This is a genomic window from Streptomyces sp. NPDC055078 (assembly GCF_053607985.1).
In genome coordinates, this window is record NZ_JBSGUP010000103.1 from 1 (window position 1) to 17,169 (window position 17,169).

Consider the following 17,169-nt stretch of genomic DNA (forward strand, 5'->3'; position numbering starts at 1 on the left):
GGACCCGACCGCGTAGCGATACGGGACCCGGTCGGAACGAGGCCCGCACCATGCCGCGACCGCGCGGCACGGTGCGGGTTCTCGTCTGCTACGCCTCGGTCCTGTACGCCTCGGTCCTGACCACGGGCCGTCGCGAGACCGCCGCGCGGCACGGGGCCGGACGCGGCGGTGCGGAACGATTCTGCGGGTGAACACCTGCCTCGTTCGCCGTCTGTGCGCGAGATTGCGGCGGGTGCGGGGCTAAGTATCAGTCATGGATGATCCATTTGCCCTGAGTCCGGTGAACCGGCCCAAGACATCCGGGGTGTCTCGCGGCGACCGGCGGGCAGGCCCGGGCGTCTGGCGGCGTGCCGTCGGTCTGCGTCGGCTGCCGACCTCGTGGGTTGCCTGGCGGTCGGGGCGCTCCAGGGGTTCCGGGGGTGCCCGACGGTGAGCCGCCGGCATGTCTGCACACGTCGCCGTCCGGTGTTGCCGACGTGTCGTGTGTTTGCGTGCCTGCGTATGAGGCGGGTGGGGGTTGTGGTGTCACAGGGATGCGGCTTCCTCTGTGAGGAGGGCTACGTCGGGATGGGCGCTGTAGGGGCGCAGTGCCTGGCGCATGGTGGTGAGGGCGGTGGTGGCGCGGGCCGATCGCAGTCCTGGGTAGTCGGTGAGGAACCGTTTCCAGGAGGTGAGGGATTCTTCGAGGTTTCCCTGGAGGAGCTGTGATTCGGCCAGGAGTGCTGTGGTCAGTGCTCTGGCCCGGCGTGCCTGCGGCGCGCGGGCGCGCAGAGAGGCGTGGAAGGCCCGGTCGGCCGCCTGGTGCTCCCTGAGCGCCGTCAGTGTGCGGGCCCGCTGGTAGTGCAGGGCTGCGGTCGGGTAGCTGTCGAAGGGGTCGGATACGTTCTGGTCCGCGCGGCTGTGGAGGACTTCCGCGTTCTGCAGTGCGAGGAGTGCGCGGGGGCGGTCCTCGGCCCGTGCGTGGGCCAGGGCCAGTTGGGTCTGGGTGAAGGACTGGGTCAGGGGCGAGGAGTGGCGGGTCGCGGTGTCGGCGGCCTGTTCGGTGAGGGTGAGTGAGGGCTGCTGGTGTCCGAGTTCGAGTGCGTGGGAGGCGAGTGCCCTGAGGGCGATGGTGAAGGTGTGCGGGTCTTCGGCTTCGGCTGCGAGGTGGGCGGCTGTGCGGTGGTAGTGCTGGGCCAGGGCGTCGGTGCCGTCGTCGGCGCACATGTTGCCCAGGAGGATGGTGAGCTGTGCCGCGTGTGTGAGGAGCTGTCTGTGCACGTGTTCGCCGGCGCCTGCGAGGAGCCAGGGGGTGACGTCGTCGGCGAGGTAGGCGGTGAGTGCGGTGCGGGCGTGCCCGCCGCCGAAGGCCCCGGTCGAGGCTGCGAAGAAGACGGTCATGCTCTTCAGTGCCTCGACTTCCGCGCGGCCCACGCGGCGTCCGGCCAGGACGCCGGCGCGGCGGGCCGTGGTCCGCGCGAGAAGGTCCTCCCAGTTCGGGACCGCCAGTGCGGCGAGGCTGTAGACATCCGCGCCCAGGAGCTTTCCCCGGCTGGGGTCCAGTTGGCTGTCGGTGAGTTTGGCCAGATGGTGCACGGGGTCTGCCTCCCAGGACCAGTCCGGTATGCGGGCAGGGGCCAGGGTCAGACCGGCGGCAGCGGCGGCCAGGGGTCTGCCCAGGCGCCGGGACAGCGCCTCCAGAATGTAGGCAGGCGCGGGGGGACGAGGATGGGTGCCCGCAAGCCAGCGCGTCGCTGTCGAGCGGTTCACGGTCAAATCGTGACCGTGCTCGGACCCGACCGAGGACACGGCGTGGGCGAGCTGAGTCGCGTTCCAATCCGCCTCCTCAAGCAGTAACGCAAGCCGTGCGTTGGATCGCTGAGCGGACACCACTTCCCCGTTCTCAGCTTTGACCAAGATGACCTGGAGACAGCGCCCTTCACAAGGGCGCACAGAAGCAGTCATGTGCAGCACATCCGCGCACCAACACCCCGGCACAGGACGGGACTTCGATGGATGTGCCGAAAGGGAGATACCCGCCTGGATCGGTCGCTCAATCCCGGTACGCCACCGGGCCGCCCTCGTCACGGCGCTCGGCTGTGATCGAGGGGGCGCGGCAGGGGCCGTCGGCGCCACCTGTGTGAACGGCTACGACGAACCCGGCCCCCAGCCCGCCGGACTGTTGTGTTGTGGACGGCAGCGCTGGGGCGGAACGGTGTCACAGAAGAGCGGGCAGCAGGGTGGCCAGGCAGGCGGCTGTGCACCAGAGGGCGAACGCGATGCGCAGGGGCGGGGCGGAGTGCCGGTGTTCCATGAAGGTGTGCCCCACGACGTACACCTTGGCGTAGGCGAGGATCAGAACGGCGGCGGTGCCCGCCTTGATGCCGACGCCGGCGTAGTGGTGGTCGGCGAAGGCCCAGGTGACGGCGGTGAGCGTCATGAGGACGGCCCAGGCCGCGATGGCGTGGGAGGGCTTCCGGGCGGGCGCGGGTGCTGAGGGCATGACGGTGGCTCACCTCACGAGGTAGAAGAGGGTGAAGAGGATGAGCCAGGCCGCGTCGGTCAGATGCCAGAAGGCGGCGCCGTTCTCAAGGAAGCGCAGTCGTCGCGGGGTGGGGGCCTCCGCGGGTCCGCCGGTGTGGTGCCACATACGGGAGAGGATGATCATGGCGATGACGACGTGGAGCATGTGCACTCCGGTGAGCATGTAGTACATCTGGAAGAAGTCGTCGGAGCGCGGCGTGTGGCCGGCGCGGGCCTCCGTGGTCCATTCGAAGCCCTTGTTGACGATGAACAGCAGTCCGCACGCGCCGGTGCCCAGGACGAGCCTGCGTGCCGTCCGCCAGTCGGCCGCTCTGCAGGCTTGGACGGCGAGGGCGATGGCGAGGGATGCCGTCAGCAGGAGGAAGGTGTTCGCCAGCCCCCATGCCGTGTTCATCGCGGCGTGACCGCGGGCGAACTCCAGAGGCTGATGACGCCGCTCTATCATGAACATGACGAAGTAGACGGTGAACACGGACAGGTCTCCCACGACGAAGACCCAGATGCCTGGTTCACCGGGGATCCAGCCGGCTGTCCGGCCCGCTGTGTTCTGTTGTGGGCCTTGCCGGCCGCCCTCAAGGGGGACATACGGCATCGGCTTGTTCTCGGGCACGAGTTGCGCCTCCTGGATGCTCTGATACGAGGACCGCTGTGCTGAACGGTCATCTCCGGCAGTTCTCCCGGCTGCGCGGGCAGTTGGGAGTGAACGGTCTAGCGCTGCGATGGAGCGGAAGGGACGCTGGGAGATCCACCGTCCGTCGCGGTGGCACAGCGGCCGGGTTCGCCGGGGTGCACATCGCGGGACAGTTGTTCCTGGCGCGCGATCGCCCTGAAGCCGAACACGGTCATCGGCAGCAGCCAGAGGAAGAAGGAGAAGAACGGCAGCCACAGGGACAGTCCGCCGGTGTAGGACCACTGTCCGCTCGTGAAGAAGACGACGGCGGGCACTGCGCTCAAATCGATGCAGACCACGAAGGCCAGATAGGCGGACCATCGTGGGAAGACCGGGTGCTCGGGGGGACTCCACAGGATTCCCAGCCCGATCGAGCCGAGCCAGACAATCACCGGAGGCATGGGGAAGACGAGGATGAACCACCCGATGTCCCAGAATGCCTGGGTGATCTCGGGGGAGATCTCGCCGACGCGATAGGAAGCCAGCGCCCAGAAGATCCCAAAAGCAACGAACATAAACGTCACGCAGCCCACCAAAGCGAGTTGCACGGAAGAGAGGACGGGATGCCGTGCCTCGTTTTTGAGTGTCAAGACCGAGATGGCCGCACCCCAGGGAGCGATCAAGGGCGCGCCGGTGATCATGAAGATGCATGCGATCTGGAACGAGACCTGGTTCTGGGTGAGCCACTGCGACAGCCGATCGGCCGACCAGTCGGGGCTGGGGGGCGGCCAGAACTTCGCAAGGAAAAGAAAGCCTATGAAGTAGATGACCACCAGCAGTGGCCCCATCCACAGGCACAAGCGGTGTATCCGGAATGTGAAACGCTGTTCCATGAATGTGCCCCCTGGTCGTCCGCGGTGCTGGACCGGATCGGCATGGCGTTCGCCGTGCCCAGGCTCTTCCTTCATCGGATGGGGGTCGGCTGGGCAGCCTCAGCGGATCCCGTGCGTCCGCACACCTCGGTGACCCGGCGTCAGCGGATTCCCCCAGTTCACCCTCAGTCACCGAGGTGTGTACAGAGACCCGTGGCCACGGAAACGATGCGACCGCTGCGACTTTGCGCACTCGTGAAAGCGGACGAGGGACCACCAGCCCTGCGGTCGCCACGCCCGCCGGCGGCCCGCGCCCGCCGGTTTTTCACAAAGGCACAAGGCTGCACCGTATGCACGGAACCCAGGTCTCCGACCCCCTGTACGGCATGCGGGCGCGATGGTGTGCTTCCCATACCCGAGATGTTCGCTCCAGCGAATGCCGGAGATCACGTTCCGGGGAGTCATCACCCCATGGCCCATGCCTCTGGTTGATATCGAAGCGGGGAGGAGAGGGAAAATCAAATGATCCAGGTCGTGGTGCGGGGCGGACCTGAGGGCCTCTCGCGCATTCACCAGATCGATGAACAGGAGCCGCCGGACCGGCTGACGGTGGCGTACTACGGGCAGCATCAGCATTTCGTGCGCACCGAGTTCATGCAACAGGTCGAGGGGCGGGATGTCCCTGTCTTTCAGTGGACCTACAGCACGGCCATAGCCGAGTAGGAAGCTCATGCGTCCACTTCGGGCACGAAGCTCAAGAGGAATTTCCATGACTCACACGATTGTCCAGTTTCCCGGTCTCGGTGGATACGTACCGGGCTTCCTGGAGTCCTTGCAGGCCACCGAGTCCCGGGTGGCGGAGGTTCTGCGGGATGTGGACCGGGCGGCGCGTGAGTACGGGCTGCCGCCGGTCTCCGTCCCGCTGACCGATCCCGATGGACCACCGATCGAGGAACTGGCCGGTACGCCTGCCCGGCTCCACCTGGCCTCGCTCGCCACCGGCTTGTCCCTGCACGGGGAGTTGGCGGCCCACGGCCAGCCCGGTGACGTTCTGCTGGGGCACAGCACGGGGGAGCTGACGGCGCTGGCCGCGGCCGGCTGCCTGTCCGCATACGACGCGGCCCGGGTGCTGTGCGAACGGGAGGTCGCGCTGGCGGAGGGGGACGTCGGCGGCGGGCTCACCGCTCTGCGGGTCGGCGCGCGCCGGGCCGAGCACCTGTGCGGCGCGGTGGGCGGCTGGACGCTGCGGCCGTCCTTGTTCAACGCGCCGCGCCAGACGGTGGTGTCCGGCAACACCGAGGAGCTGGCCCGTCTGGAGGGGGCGGCGCGGGCGCTGGGCATTCAGGCCACCCGGCTGCTGGTGGTCTACCCGCACCACAATCCCGAACTGGCCGGAGCGGCACGGCGAGTAGCCGCGACGACGGTCGACTACCGCATCGAGGAGCCCCGCCGCCGGGTCTACTCCCCGCTTCTGGGCCGGCTGGTGCGGGGCGTGGAGGACGTACGGCGCATCATCGACCGGCATCTGACCGATCCGGTCCACTACCTCGCCGCGCTACGGGAGCTGTACACGGATTACGGGGCCGGTGTCTTTCTGGAGGCCGGGCCGAGGCCGTTGCTGACCGAGTGCGCGGCCGAGTGCCTGCCGCCCGACGCGGAGCTGGTCGGCCCGCCGCCGGGGGTGACCGATGGCCGGAAGACCCTGCACGCGCTGTTGGAGCGGAGCGTGCCCGGGGCACCGAGGCACCCGGACGGCCGGCAGGGCGCGGCCGGCCGTTCCGTCCCGTCGCGACCGGCTTCTCGTGGCTCCGACCCGGACGGGGACACCTCGGCCCGTCCGCACCTCTCGTCCCCTCCCGACCCGGTGGAGGCTCCCCCCGCATCCGTATCCGCATCCGCATCCCGGCCGGTGGCTGAGGCGGACGCCCCCGGGCCCGCGCCGGAGTCACCACTGCCGGACCGCGCACAGCTCGTCGCCGAACTGCGGCAGACCTTCTCCGATGCCTTGGGGTATCCCGAGGACGTGTTCACCGAGGACGCCCACCTGGAGGCGGACCTGGGCATCGCCTCGGTGAAGAGGACCGAACTCCTTGTCTCTCTCCTCGACCGCTACGACCTGCCCACCCCACCCGCGGAGCTGCGGATCCGTGACTACAACACGCTGCCCAAGCTGGCCGATCTGATGCTGCTCCTCGCGGCCGGGAAGACAGGCGCGGACGACAGCACAGACGACAAGACGGACGGTGACACGGACGACGACGCGGACGACGTGGTGACATGACCGCCAAGACCTTCGCGGGCCGGATCGCGCTCGTCACCGGAGGCGGCCGGGGCATCGGCCGGCACATCACCCTCGCCCTCGCCCGGCGTGGCGCCCATGTGATCGTCAACTACTTCCACTCCTCGGACGAGGCCCGCCGGACCCTGGAGGCGTTGCAGGCCGAGGGCGGTACCGGGGAACTGGTGCGGGCGTCGGTCGGCAGCCGCGCAGGCGTCGCGTCCTTGTTCTCGGCGGTTACGGCAGGACATGACCGGCTTGATCTGCTGGTCAACAACGCGGTGTACGGAGTGCTCGGCAGCCTCGGCGAGCTGGACGACGAGGACTGGCGGCGGACCCTCGATGTCAATCTGCACGGGGTGCGCTGGTGCGTCGAGGCGGCCCTCCCGCTGATGGCCGGCGGCTCGGGGGCGGTGGTGAACCTGTCGGCGTTCAGCGTGCGCAGCGTACTCGACCGGTATGGGGCCGTCGCCGCGTCCAAGGGCGCGCAGGAAACTCTTGCGCGCTACCTGGCGGCGGAGCTGGGCCCTCGGGGGATCCGGGTGAACACCCTGATCGGCGGCTATGTCGAGAGCGAAGCCGTCGACTACTGGCCCGACGGCGCCGAGCGCAGGCGACGGGCCGTCGCCGGCAGCGCCCTGGGCATGATGCCGGAACCCGAGGACATCGCCGAGGCCGTCGTCTTCCTCGGATCCGACGCGGCCCGTGCCATCACCGGCACCACCCTGACCGTGGACGCGGGCGCCTCCCTGTGGCAGGCCGGGGCACCGCCGCTCACCGCTGCGGCACCGGGCATCACCACCACCGCGGCGGTCACCGGCAGCCCCTCTGCCGCCCGTGCGGAGCAGTTGGTGACGGAACCTGCGGCAGGAGCGCCGCCGGAGTCCCCCGGTGCGGCGGATCCGGTACCGGGACCCGCGCCCGTGGAGGACGCGTCCGGGCAGACGGTCGCGGTGGTCGGCATGGGGCTGGCGGTGCCGGGCGCGAGCAGCCCGGGAGAGTTCTGGGAGCTGCTCCACCAGGAGCGCAACGTCATCGCCGAGCCCGTCCTCTTCTCCCTGGAGAACTGGTACGCGGCGGACCCGAAGGCGGAGGACAAGTCGTACGTCAAGGCTGCGGGTTTCCTGTGGGGCTTCACCCCGCACCCGGGCCTGGCCGCCGAACAGGCCCGGGGCACCACGGGCCGCCTCGACCTGACCGCCCTGCTGCTGCGGCACTCCGTCCTCCAGGCGCTGGACGGGGTCACGCGCGGGAAAGGCGACCGGATGGGGGCCTATGTCGGGGTACCGCCCGGCAGCCTCGCCCTGGAAGACGCCACGTTACGTGCCTTCGCCCGGGACGCCGTCGGCGCCTCCGGTACGGCGCGTGAGCAGCTCGCGGACCGCTACCCGTACGCCCCCGAGGCCCCGCGCACCGCCTTCGCCGACCGTATGGTCCAGGAGGCGTGCGCCGGGCTGCTGCCCGGGGACAGCGAGTTCCAGGCGGTCGACGCGGCCTGTTCCTCCTCCATGTACGCGATCGACCTCGCGGCGAAGAGTCTGCTGGCCGGGGAGCGGGACGTGGTGGTGTGCGGCGGGGCCAACACCGGTGCCCGCCGGGACCTGTCGCTCTTCTCCAAGGCCCGGGGCCTGTCCCGGAGCGGGCAGGTGCGGGCCTTCGACGCCGGGGCGGACGGCACGCTGTTCTCCGACGCGGCGGCCGTCGTCACCCTCAAACGTCTCGGCCGCGCGCGGGCGGACGGCGACCGGATTCTCGGCGTCCTGGGACCCTTCGGCGCCTCCGTCGACGGTTCCGGCAGCCTGGTGGCCCCGGATCCGGAAGGACAGCAGCTCTCGGTGCGCCGCGCCCGTACGGCGGGAGGCATCACCCCGGAGCAGGTGGAATGGATCGTCGGGCACGGCACCGGCACCCGGGCCGGGGACATCTCGGAACTGAAGGGTCTGGCAGAACTCGCCGGGACCGCCAGGCAGTTGATCACGTCGAACAAGCCGGTGGTCGGACACGGCGGCTGGGCCTCCGGCGCGATCTCCCTCATCCATGTGCTGCTGGCCCTGAACCACGAGAGCATCCCGGGCGAGCGGTTCTTCACCCGGCTGCCCGACGGCGTCCGGGCGGGCAACCTGACCGTACCGACCACCGACACCCCGTGGCCCGCGGTGGGGGGACGCACCCGTACCGCGGGGATCTGCGCCTACGGCCTCGGCGGCACCAACGCCCATCTGATCGTGTACGGGCCCGAACGGCCGCCCACGGCCCCATCCGTCCCGGGCCCGCCGGCTCCGGGCCCGGCCGAGCCGATGGTCCTGGTGGGCTGGCAGGCACAGCTGCCGGGCGAACCGGGCGGCGACGAGGTCCGTGCCTGGCTGACGAGCCGGGGGGAGGCACCCGCGCGGTCGTTCGGTGATACCTACCCGCTGCCTCCTTTCCAGCGGCTGCGGATGCCGCCGGTCTCCGCCCGCAGCATCGACCGCACCCATCTGATGGCGATCGCCGCGGTGGCCGCATTCGCCGAGCGAGAGGGCGAGTTGTGGGCCTCGCACCGGGACCGCACCGGAGTCTTCGTCGGACATGCGGGGCCGACCCGGTCCATGACGGAGTACACCGTCCGGGTCGCCGCCGACGACCTGGCGGATGCGGTACGCGGAATGCCGGGCGCCCCGGACGCTCTGCGGGTCCGGCTCGACGCGCTGCGCGATCGCCTCCCCGCCGCCAACGAAGCGTGTATGCCGGGCCAGTTGGCCAACGTGGCCGCCTCCCAGGTCGCCAACCGGCACCGCCTGCACGGCATGGCCCTCGCCGTGGATTCGGGACGCGCCTCCACCCACGCCGCCCTCCATACAGCGGGCCGCTACCTCGCCACGGGGGAGTTGGACGTCGCCCTGGTGATCGGCGCCGCCGGCCACTCCGGCACGCTGGCCGAGACGTTGATCGGCAGTCCTGCGGGCACCCTGGCCGAAGGCGCGGTGCTGCTCGTCGTCACCCGCGAGTCCCTGGCGGAGCGCGAGGGATGGCCGGCGCTCGCCGGGATCCGCACCGCCGCGACGCCGTCCGGCCGACGCGGCGACACCGTATGGCCGGAACGCGACTACCAGGGCGCTGAGGGGGCCCTCGCCGTACTGCGCGCACTGTCCTCGGGGCGCCCCAGCGTGACCGTCGACGGAGCGGACCCCGGGCCCCGGATCACGGTGACGCCCCTGGTCCCCGCCCTGTCCCGCACCGGCGGTGACCCGGCAGCCGCCTCCAGCGGGGACACCGCGACCACCACGACCTTGACCGTCGTCGGCACCAGCCCGTCCACCACCGCGACCGCATCCCGTACCGGCACCACGACCACCGCGACCGCATCCCGTACCGGCACCAGCCCGTCCACCACCGCATCCGCATCCCGTACCGGCACCATGCCCACCGCGTCCACCTCCCGTACCGGCACCACCGCCGCCGCTTCGAACACCGGCACCGGTACCGGCACCGGCAGCGGCGACGACGCCGTCACCAGCGCGTCCGGCACCGTCGCCCCACCGCGGCCCTCACCCCTGTCCGACCGCTCCGCCGTCATCTGTCGCCGCGCCGACGCCGTACCCCGCGATCCCGGCGTGCCGGCATCTCCCGCGATCCCGCACGGCGCGCTGATCCTGACCGACTCACCCGCCGTCGCACAGGCACTCGCCGGGCCGGCCCGGCAGCGCGGAGCCCGGCTGCTGGTCACGAACCCGGCGATGCCCGCCATGCCCGCCGACGACGGGGTGCAGGTCGTCCGGCCGGGCGAGGAGTTCCGCGCCCTGACCCGCCGTGAACCACCGCGCGACCTGCTCCTGGTGACGTCTGTACGGGGAGCCGGGGCCGCTTGGCCCGCGCCGCCGCCGGAGCCGCTGCTCAACCTCCAGGAGTGCGCCCTGCTCGCGGCGAAGGACCTGCCTTCCGAACCGGGGTCGGTGGCCGGACTCGTCCTGGACCCGCTGCGCCGCCACACCACCCACCCGCACGCGACCCTGATCACCGGGTTCCTGCGCAGCCTCGCGCTCGAACTGCCCTGCCCGGTTCTCGCCGTGGTCTCCGACGCCGCCCTGGACGCCGGGCTCGGCCAGCTCGCCGCCGAGCGGGCCTCGGTGCGGGACCGTACTGTCGTCCACTACCGGCAGGGGCTGCGCTACGTCGAGCGGATCTGCCCGGTGCCGCTGCCCGCCGGCCGGGCCGCCCTGCCACTCGCCGTGCCGCTCGGCGATGACGCCGTGATCGTGGCCGGCGGCGGTGCCCGGGGCGCCACCGCCGCCACCGTCACCGCGCTCGCCCGGCGGCTGCGGCACCCCAGGATCTGGCTGCTCGGCAGCGCCCCCCGAGGTGCGGTCCCCGAGGAACTGCTCGCCGCCCCCGATGAGGCGCTGCCCGCCGCCCGCCGCGCCTTCCTGAAGGAACAGCGCGAGGCGGCTCCCGACGCCTCCCTGCCCGAACTCCTCACCCGCTTCGACACCCTCCTGCGCGACCGCGAGATCACCGTGAACCTGCGCCGTCTGCGCGAGCTGTGCGGCCCCGGCCGTGTCCACTACCTCGCCTGCGATCTGCGCGACCGTGATCAGGTCCGGGACGCGGCCCGGCAGGTGTACGGCGCGGACGGCCGGGTGGACCTGCTGATCCACGGGGCCGGGCGCATCCGCTCGCGCGCCGCCCGCGACAAGTCCCTGGCCGACTTCCGCGCCGTACGGGACACCAAGGTCGCCGGGTACCACCACCTCAAGGAAGCCTTCGCCGACCCGGCCCCGTCCCTGTGGTGCAACTTCAGCTCCGGCAGCGGGCTGACCGGCTGCGCGGGAGACAGCGACTACTCGCCCGCCAACGAATACCTCTCGGCCGCCGCACGTCACCGACCGGGCTCTGCAACGGAGGAGTTCAGCCTCGCCTGGGGCCTGTGGCTGGAGACCGGCATGGTGAAGGACATCGCCGGCCGGCTCAGCCGCCGGCTCGGCATCACGGGCCTGCGCAACACTGACGGCGAGCAGGTGCTGCTCGCGGAACTCGCCCACCCGCGTCCCGCCGAACCCGCCCCGTTCTACGGGCTGCGGCACGGCTGGCGGGCCGAGGGCATGCCCGACTTCACCACCCCGCCCGCCCCGCCGGGCGGTCTGCTCGGCGCCCCGGACACGCTCGACACCTCCGGTGGCCGCTGGACCTGGCGTGCGGAGAAGGCCCGCGACACCTACCTCGCCGACCACGTCGTCGGCGGACGGCCGCTGATGCCCGCGGTGATGATGGCGGCCCTGGCCGCCGAGGCGGCCCGCCACCTGAACCCCGGAGCGGACATCACCGGCTTCTCGGACCTGTCCATCGAGGAACCCCTCTACACCGACCCGAAAGGCGCTGCCCTCGGCTGCCGCGTCCTCGCCAAGGCGGTCGAGCCGGACCGCATCCGCGTGGAGGTCCGCTCCGATCTGACCACCGTCCACGGCCGTGTCCTGGTCCCCGACCGCCTGCACTGCCGCCTCGACGTCACCCTCGGCACCCGCCCCGCCGCACCCCGCGAAGAGATGCCACCCCCACTGCCCGCGCTGGAGGACTGCCCCACGGCCCGGCCCGACAGCTCCGTGCAGCTCTCCGGGGTCTGGCGCACCGCGCTGCGCACCGGCGCGGGCCCCGAGGGCGGCGACGCGCTGTGGTGCCCCCGCATCGAACCCGACGGGATCTTTGCCCGGCTCACCATCCCGGCCCTGCTCATCGACTCTCTCGGCCGGCTCTTCGGCTATCCGCCCCAGCCCGACGGCACACACATCATGGGCGTCCCCGTCTCCATCTCCCGTATCGACCTGTACACCGCCCGTACCGACACCGAACTCGCGCACGCCCACCCGGAGGGGCTGCGCCTGTGGTACCGCACGGCCGAGGACCGCGCGGTGGCGGCGACCGGCGAGGGCGACGTCCAACTCGCCATCAGCGGGCTCACGTTCCACATCACCGACACCTTCCCCCGTGCCATCCGCTACCCGGAGTGGCGGCCGTGATGTCCACCGCGTCTCCCGCCGACGGCGTCGGCCTGCGCTGGTTTCGCCTGGACCACTGCTTCGTCCACACCACCGTCGCCGAGGACTCCCTCGGCGGCACGGTGACCGTCCGCGACCGCACCGGACGGGCCCCCGTCCACCCGGTGCACCGTCCCGTACCGCCACTGCCCGGCCACGTATCCGCCCTTGTCGTCCTGCCCCATGAGAGGTAGCGGCCATGGAACTGCTGAACGCGCGTCCGCCCGATTCCCCGGAGCCCCGCGGGCAGCGCTGGTTCTCCATCGAACACCAGGTCACCGCCGGTGACACCAGCGCGGTCGGCCCCGTCTACTACGCACGCCTCATCGACTGGCAGGGACGCTGCCGCGAGCAGGCCGGGATGCTCGGAGCGCCCCTGTTCAGCAGCGACATCTCCGGCGACTACGCCATGCTCACCCGTTCCTGCTCCTGTGAGTACGAGCGAGAGCTGTGGTACGGCGACCTGGTCGCGATCCGGCTCACCGTGCCCTGGGTTCGCATGCATCTGATGAAGGGCGAGTTCCGCTTCCATCGCATCACGGAACCGGGACAGCCCGGCGGTGAACTCATCGCGCTGGGCGAGCAGATATGGGTGAGCGCGCGCCGTGCGGGAGGAGAGTACGAACCCGCACCCTGGTCGCGGGAGCTGGTCGACGCCGCCGAGGCGCTCGGCGCCGAGATCTCGCGCGCCCAGATCCAGGACCGGTCAGGCCCGGGGCGGCGGACCGCATGACGAACGAGCCGGCAGGCCATGCGGTCGCCCTCGGCTCCGTCGACCCGCCTCTTCACCAAGGAGTAAGCCATGTTCCTGCGTAACCCGGCCACAACACCGCTCCCGGCCGAAAGTCCGGCGCCAGATACCCTGGTGGGATACCGCAACGCGGGTTTGGCCGCAGTTCTGATCCTGTTGATCTGCGCTGGATCGTTCCCGTTCACCGGGCTGGACATGCCGCCGACCATGTACGCGTCGGACGAGACCATCATCCGGTTCTTCGCCGACCATCGCACCGCCCTGCTGGCCCGCTCCACGGCGTTCGCGTTCTCCGCCGCGCTTCTCCTGTGGTTCGCCTCCGGACTCGGCGGCCGGCTGACACTGAACACGCCCGCGCGCACGGCGGGGCTGGTCCGTGGCGGTCTCACCGTCATCGCGGCGGCCTTGGTGGTCATGGCCGCTGTGAACACGGCCGTGGTCCTCTCCGCACGCGATGCCACCACCGCGGCCCCGTTGTACCGCTTCGGCGTCCTGCTCTACGCCATGCAAGGACCCGTCGTCGCTCTCTCAGCAGCGATGACCCTCGTTTCGCGAACCGGCCCCGCGCATGGCGCGTTCACCCTGCTCACCGCTGCCGTGCACCTGGCCCTGCCCGTGATGGCCGTCCTCAACGGCACTGGACAGGAGCTGGTTGTGCTGGTGATGGCAGGAATCGGCACTCTCGTCCTGTGGCTGGCCTGGAGCGGCCTCGTTCTGGCGCACACCGCACACACCCTGCTGCGTGCCGCGGCCAGGCAGACGGGTCACAACCGGGACCGGGGCACGGGCCTTCGGACTCCCCCGCCATGAGCGTCGGCAACCGTCGCCCGCGTCGCCCTCATCGCGTTCGGCCACTGAGAACCGGACTCATTCGTCTGGTGAGCGGCGGCCTGGATCGAGCCGGAATGAGTTCTCCCCACCATTCATGTGGAGGTCATCCAAATGTCTCGTAGCGACGCCTCAGAAGTCCGTGATCACGCCGTCGTGCTGGGCGCGGGAATCGCCGGACTGTGCACAGCCGCGGTGCTCACCCGTCACTTCAACCGAGTGACGCTGGTGGAGCGCGACCACATCACCGCGAAAAGCATGGACGGGAAGGCCAGGCGCGGGGTCCCACAAGGTCCCCACATCCATCTCGTACTGTCGCGAGCGGCGCAGCAGATGGAGCAGCTGTTTCCGGGGCTGATCCAACAGTGCCTGGCCGATGGCGCCCTGGATTCCGAGTTGGGCAGCGAGAGCCGCATCACCTATCACGGGCACACCATCCTCCCGATTCCATCGGGTATTGACGCGATCCTCGCCTCACGACCATTTTTGGAAAGCCACCTGCGGACGCTGACTCTGCGGCTTCCCACTCTCGCTCTGCGCGAGAACGTACAGGTCACAGGGCTGATCACCACGGGTGGCCAGGGAGCGACGACCGTACGTGGCGTACGGGTACATCCGCGCGGCGGGGACGTCGGTGGAGACGCCGGTGGAGACGCCGGCGGGGATGTCGGCGGGGATGTCGTAGAGGCCGATCTCGTGGTTGACGCGATGGGCCGTGGCGCACGCAGCGGGGTGTGGCTGAAAGAGATGGGTTACGAGCGTGCCCCTGAGGAGCGGACTCGTACCGATGTCACCTACGCCAGCCGTCACTTCGCGTTGCCGCATGAGATACTCGGCACGGACCGGGCAGTCGTGATCGGCGCCACCTCATCACAGCCGCGCGGAATGGTCTTCGCTGCGCAGGAGAACGCCACCTGGGTGCTGTCCCTGCAGATCTACGGCGACCACAAGGCACCGGCCACTGACGCGGAGTTCCTGGCGTCGGCCGCCACGGTCGCTCCACCCGACATCATGCGCCATCTTCAGACTGCTGAACCGCTGGACCCCATCGCGGTGTACCGCTTTCCGTGTGGGATTCGCCGTCGCTACGACCAACTGCGGCGCTTCCCCGGCGGACTTCTTGCCATCGGAGACGCGCTGTGTTCGGTCAACCCCGTCTACGGTTCCGGGATTTCCCTGGCGGCCGCTGAAGCGATCGCTCTCGGCGAATGTCTTGCCGAGGAGAGCGCCGAGCCACTGGCTCGCCGCTTCTTCCGCACGGCTCACCGCACTGCCTATCCCACGTGGTGGCTGGCCAAATGCGGTGACTACAGCATCTCTCGCGCCGGCCCTGGCGCAAAACTCCTCGGTTCCTGCTTCCGGCTTCTGTCCGCCGCCGCCGCGGACGATCCGAAAACCGCGACAGCCATGCTCAGGTCACTCGCACTCGTGGACTCTCCCTCAAAACTCGTCCGCCCCCGCATCCTCCAGCAAATGATCAGAAGCCGTCTCCGGAGCTAAGGGCTGTCCCGTAGGTTTTCGTTCGGACACCTCGGCGGGTGGCCGGTGGCCGGATCACCCCGGACAGGTACGGGACCGGTGATGAGAGCCGCTCTCACCTGGTAACAGCCCTCTCACAGTCGTTGCTCCCGGCGATCGGCCCTCCTAGCCTCCGCAGCGCCGAAGGCCGCCCACGCAAGGACGGCGGCACGGTTCCGTGCACTCCTGTCGAGGAGCATCGTTGAGATCTCACACCCATTTACCGGTCGGCCGGCAAGCGTTACCGGTCGGCCGGCAAGTATCCGCCGTACTGTGTGCTCTCGCACTGCTGATCGGGCTGCTGGTCGCGGCGGCCACCCCGGCGCGGGCCCAGCCCGCCAACCACCCCACCAACCTCACGGCGGTGGCGGTCACGGACACGTCCGTGACCCTGAGCTGGACCGCCTCCCCCCGGCCGGCCGATGTCGCTCACTACCAGGTGGAGCGCGACCTGGGCTTCGACGTCGGCACCACGACCGGTACGAGCTTCACGGTGACCCATCTGAATGTGGACACCGAGTACGTCTTCGCCGTCATCGCGAAGAGCCCGGACCCGGCATATGGCTGGTACAGCCAGCGCATCACGGTGCGGACGACGGGCAAGGTCCCGCCGATGCCCGCGCACCCCGTCAAGACGGGCGTCTTCACCGAGAAGGGCAGCCATCAGCGGGGCTTCTACGTCAAGAACCTCGCCACCAGCGGCACGGCGGGCAGGCTGACCCATCTGACCTACGGCCACGGCACCGTCGGCGGCGGAAGGTGCGGTATCGAGGACTACTACTCGGCCCTGGAGCGGACCTATCCGGCCGAACTCAGCGTCGACGGAAAGGCCGACACCTGGGACCTGCCGGTCAAGGGCTACCTGAACCAGCTCCGCAAACTCAAGGCGGCGCATCCCGGTCTGAAGCTCCTGTGGTCCTTCGGCGGTCCCGACCAGGCCGGCAACTGGGCCGGGGCCCAGGGGAACCCGGCCGCCTTCGCCGATTCCTGCGCCCGGCTGATCAACGATCCGCGCTGGCGGGGGCTGTTCGACGGCATCGACCTGGACATGGAGTTCCCCTCCCCGTGCAGGCTGGCCCCCTGCGACCTCGGCGGCGCCGCCGCCGTGAAACCCCTCACTCAGGCCCTGCGCACGGCGCTCGGCACGGACCGGCTGGTCACCGTGACCTTCGGCCGCAAGAGGGGCGGAAACGGTGAGTACGACAAGGCCGACTTCGCCGGAGCGGCAGCGTACACCGACTGGTTCAACGTCAAGTCATACGACTACTACTCCCCCAACGACATACACCAGCAGGACCGTACCGCTCCCAGCGCTCCGCTGCACGACTGGGACCGCTACGACAGCGAATGGGGCCGGACCGTCCACACGGACATGCGTGCCCTCACCGCCCGCGGAGTGCACCCGAACAAGCTCGTCCTCGGCATCCCCACCCACGCCTGGGGCTGGGAAGGCGTCTCCGATCGACCGTGGGGAGGCGCGTTCACGGCGCAGGGACCGGCGGCGGGACCGTACGAGACGGGCAAGGACGACTACCGGGCCATCACCGCCCGCTGCCCCGACACCGGCGAGCAGGGCCAGACGGCGTACTCGCACTGCGGCTCCCAGTACTGGAGCTATGACACCCCCGCCACCATCGCCAAGAAGATGGCCTACGCCCGCCAGTACGGCCACGGCGGCGCATACCTCTCCAACCTCCGCGGCGACACCGCGACCGGCGAACTGAGCAACGCCGTCGACCAGGCTCTCCGCTAGAACACGTGGACCCGGGCCGAGCCGGACC

General features: G+C 70.3%; 13 protein-coding genes. 9 read left to right on the forward strand and 4 right to left on the reverse strand.

Annotated elements, in window-relative coordinates; genetic code table 11:
- Positions 1-191 (forward strand): hypothetical protein (locus ACWF94_RS11980; protein WP_453487221.1); only part of this gene is annotated, 191 nt, incomplete at its 5' end.
- A 334-nt stretch (positions 192-525) separates the two neighbouring features.
- Here ACWF94_RS11980 and ACWF94_RS11985 read toward each other — a convergent pair.
- The 4 genes from ACWF94_RS11985 to ACWF94_RS12000 form a co-directional block, all read right to left on the reverse strand.
- Positions 526-1,749: a hypothetical protein gene (locus ACWF94_RS11985; RefSeq protein WP_453487222.1), complete on the reverse strand. Its 1,224-nt coding sequence runs from the start codon at positions 1,747-1,749 to the stop codon at positions 526-528.
- A 448-nt stretch (positions 1,750-2,197) separates the two neighbouring features.
- Positions 2,198-2,482 carry a cytochrome C oxidase subunit IV family protein gene (locus ACWF94_RS11990; RefSeq protein WP_453487223.1) on the reverse strand — a complete coding sequence of 95 codons (285 nt, stop codon included), beginning with the start codon at positions 2,480-2,482 and terminating at the stop codon, positions 2,198-2,200.
- A gap of 9 nt (positions 2,483-2,491) precedes the next feature.
- Entirely contained in the window at positions 2,492-3,133 is a 642-nt protein-coding gene (locus ACWF94_RS11995; RefSeq protein ID WP_453487224.1) for a cytochrome c oxidase subunit 3, read from the reverse strand.
- A gap of 98 nt (positions 3,134-3,231) precedes the next feature.
- A complete protein-coding gene (locus ACWF94_RS12000) occupies positions 3,232-4,026 on the reverse strand; it encodes a hypothetical protein (RefSeq protein ID WP_453487225.1) in 795 nt (264 codons plus the stop codon).
- A 501-nt stretch (positions 4,027-4,527) separates the two neighbouring features.
- Here ACWF94_RS12000 and ACWF94_RS12005 point away from each other — a divergent pair.
- The 8 genes from ACWF94_RS12005 (at position 4,528) to ACWF94_RS12040 (ending at position 17,141) form a co-directional block, all read left to right on the forward strand.
- Positions 4,528-4,728, forward strand: a complete 201-nt coding sequence (locus ACWF94_RS12005; protein WP_453487226.1) for a DUF5988 family protein — start codon at positions 4,528-4,530, stop codon at positions 4,726-4,728.
- A gap of 46 nt (positions 4,729-4,774) precedes the next feature.
- Positions 4,775-6,286, forward strand: coding sequence for an acyltransferase domain-containing protein (locus ACWF94_RS12010; protein WP_453487227.1), 1,512 nt, complete (start codon positions 4,775-4,777; stop codon positions 6,284-6,286).
- Complete coding sequence (locus tag ACWF94_RS12015; protein ID WP_453487228.1) at positions 6,283-12,273, forward strand: SDR family oxidoreductase; 5,991 nt, start codon at positions 6,283-6,285, stop codon at positions 12,271-12,273. The genes ACWF94_RS12010 and ACWF94_RS12015 overlap by 4 nt, the downstream gene beginning before the upstream one ends.
- On the forward strand, positions 12,273-12,485 hold the full coding sequence (locus tag ACWF94_RS12020; protein WP_453487229.1) for a hypothetical protein: 213 nt from the start codon (positions 12,273-12,275) through the stop codon (positions 12,483-12,485). Before ACWF94_RS12015 ends, ACWF94_RS12020 begins: the two co-directional genes overlap by 1 nt.
- A gap of 5 nt (positions 12,486-12,490) precedes the next feature.
- On the forward strand, positions 12,491-13,024 hold the full coding sequence (locus ACWF94_RS12025; RefSeq protein ID WP_453487230.1) for an acyl-CoA thioesterase: 534 nt from the start codon (positions 12,491-12,493) through the stop codon (positions 13,022-13,024).
- Positions 13,025-13,093: 69 nt separating this feature from the next.
- Complete coding sequence (locus ACWF94_RS12030; protein ID WP_453487231.1) at positions 13,094-13,852, forward strand: hypothetical protein; 759 nt, start codon at positions 13,094-13,096, stop codon at positions 13,850-13,852.
- A gap of 132 nt (positions 13,853-13,984) precedes the next feature.
- On the forward strand, positions 13,985-15,370 hold the full coding sequence (locus ACWF94_RS12035; protein WP_453487232.1) for an FAD-dependent oxidoreductase: 1,386 nt from the start codon (positions 13,985-13,987) through the stop codon (positions 15,368-15,370).
- A gap of 220 nt (positions 15,371-15,590) precedes the next feature.
- Positions 15,591-17,141, forward strand: coding sequence for a glycosyl hydrolase family 18 protein (locus tag ACWF94_RS12040; protein WP_453487233.1), 1,551 nt, complete (start codon positions 15,591-15,593; stop codon positions 17,139-17,141).
- Positions 17,142-17,169: the final 28 nt, after the last annotated feature.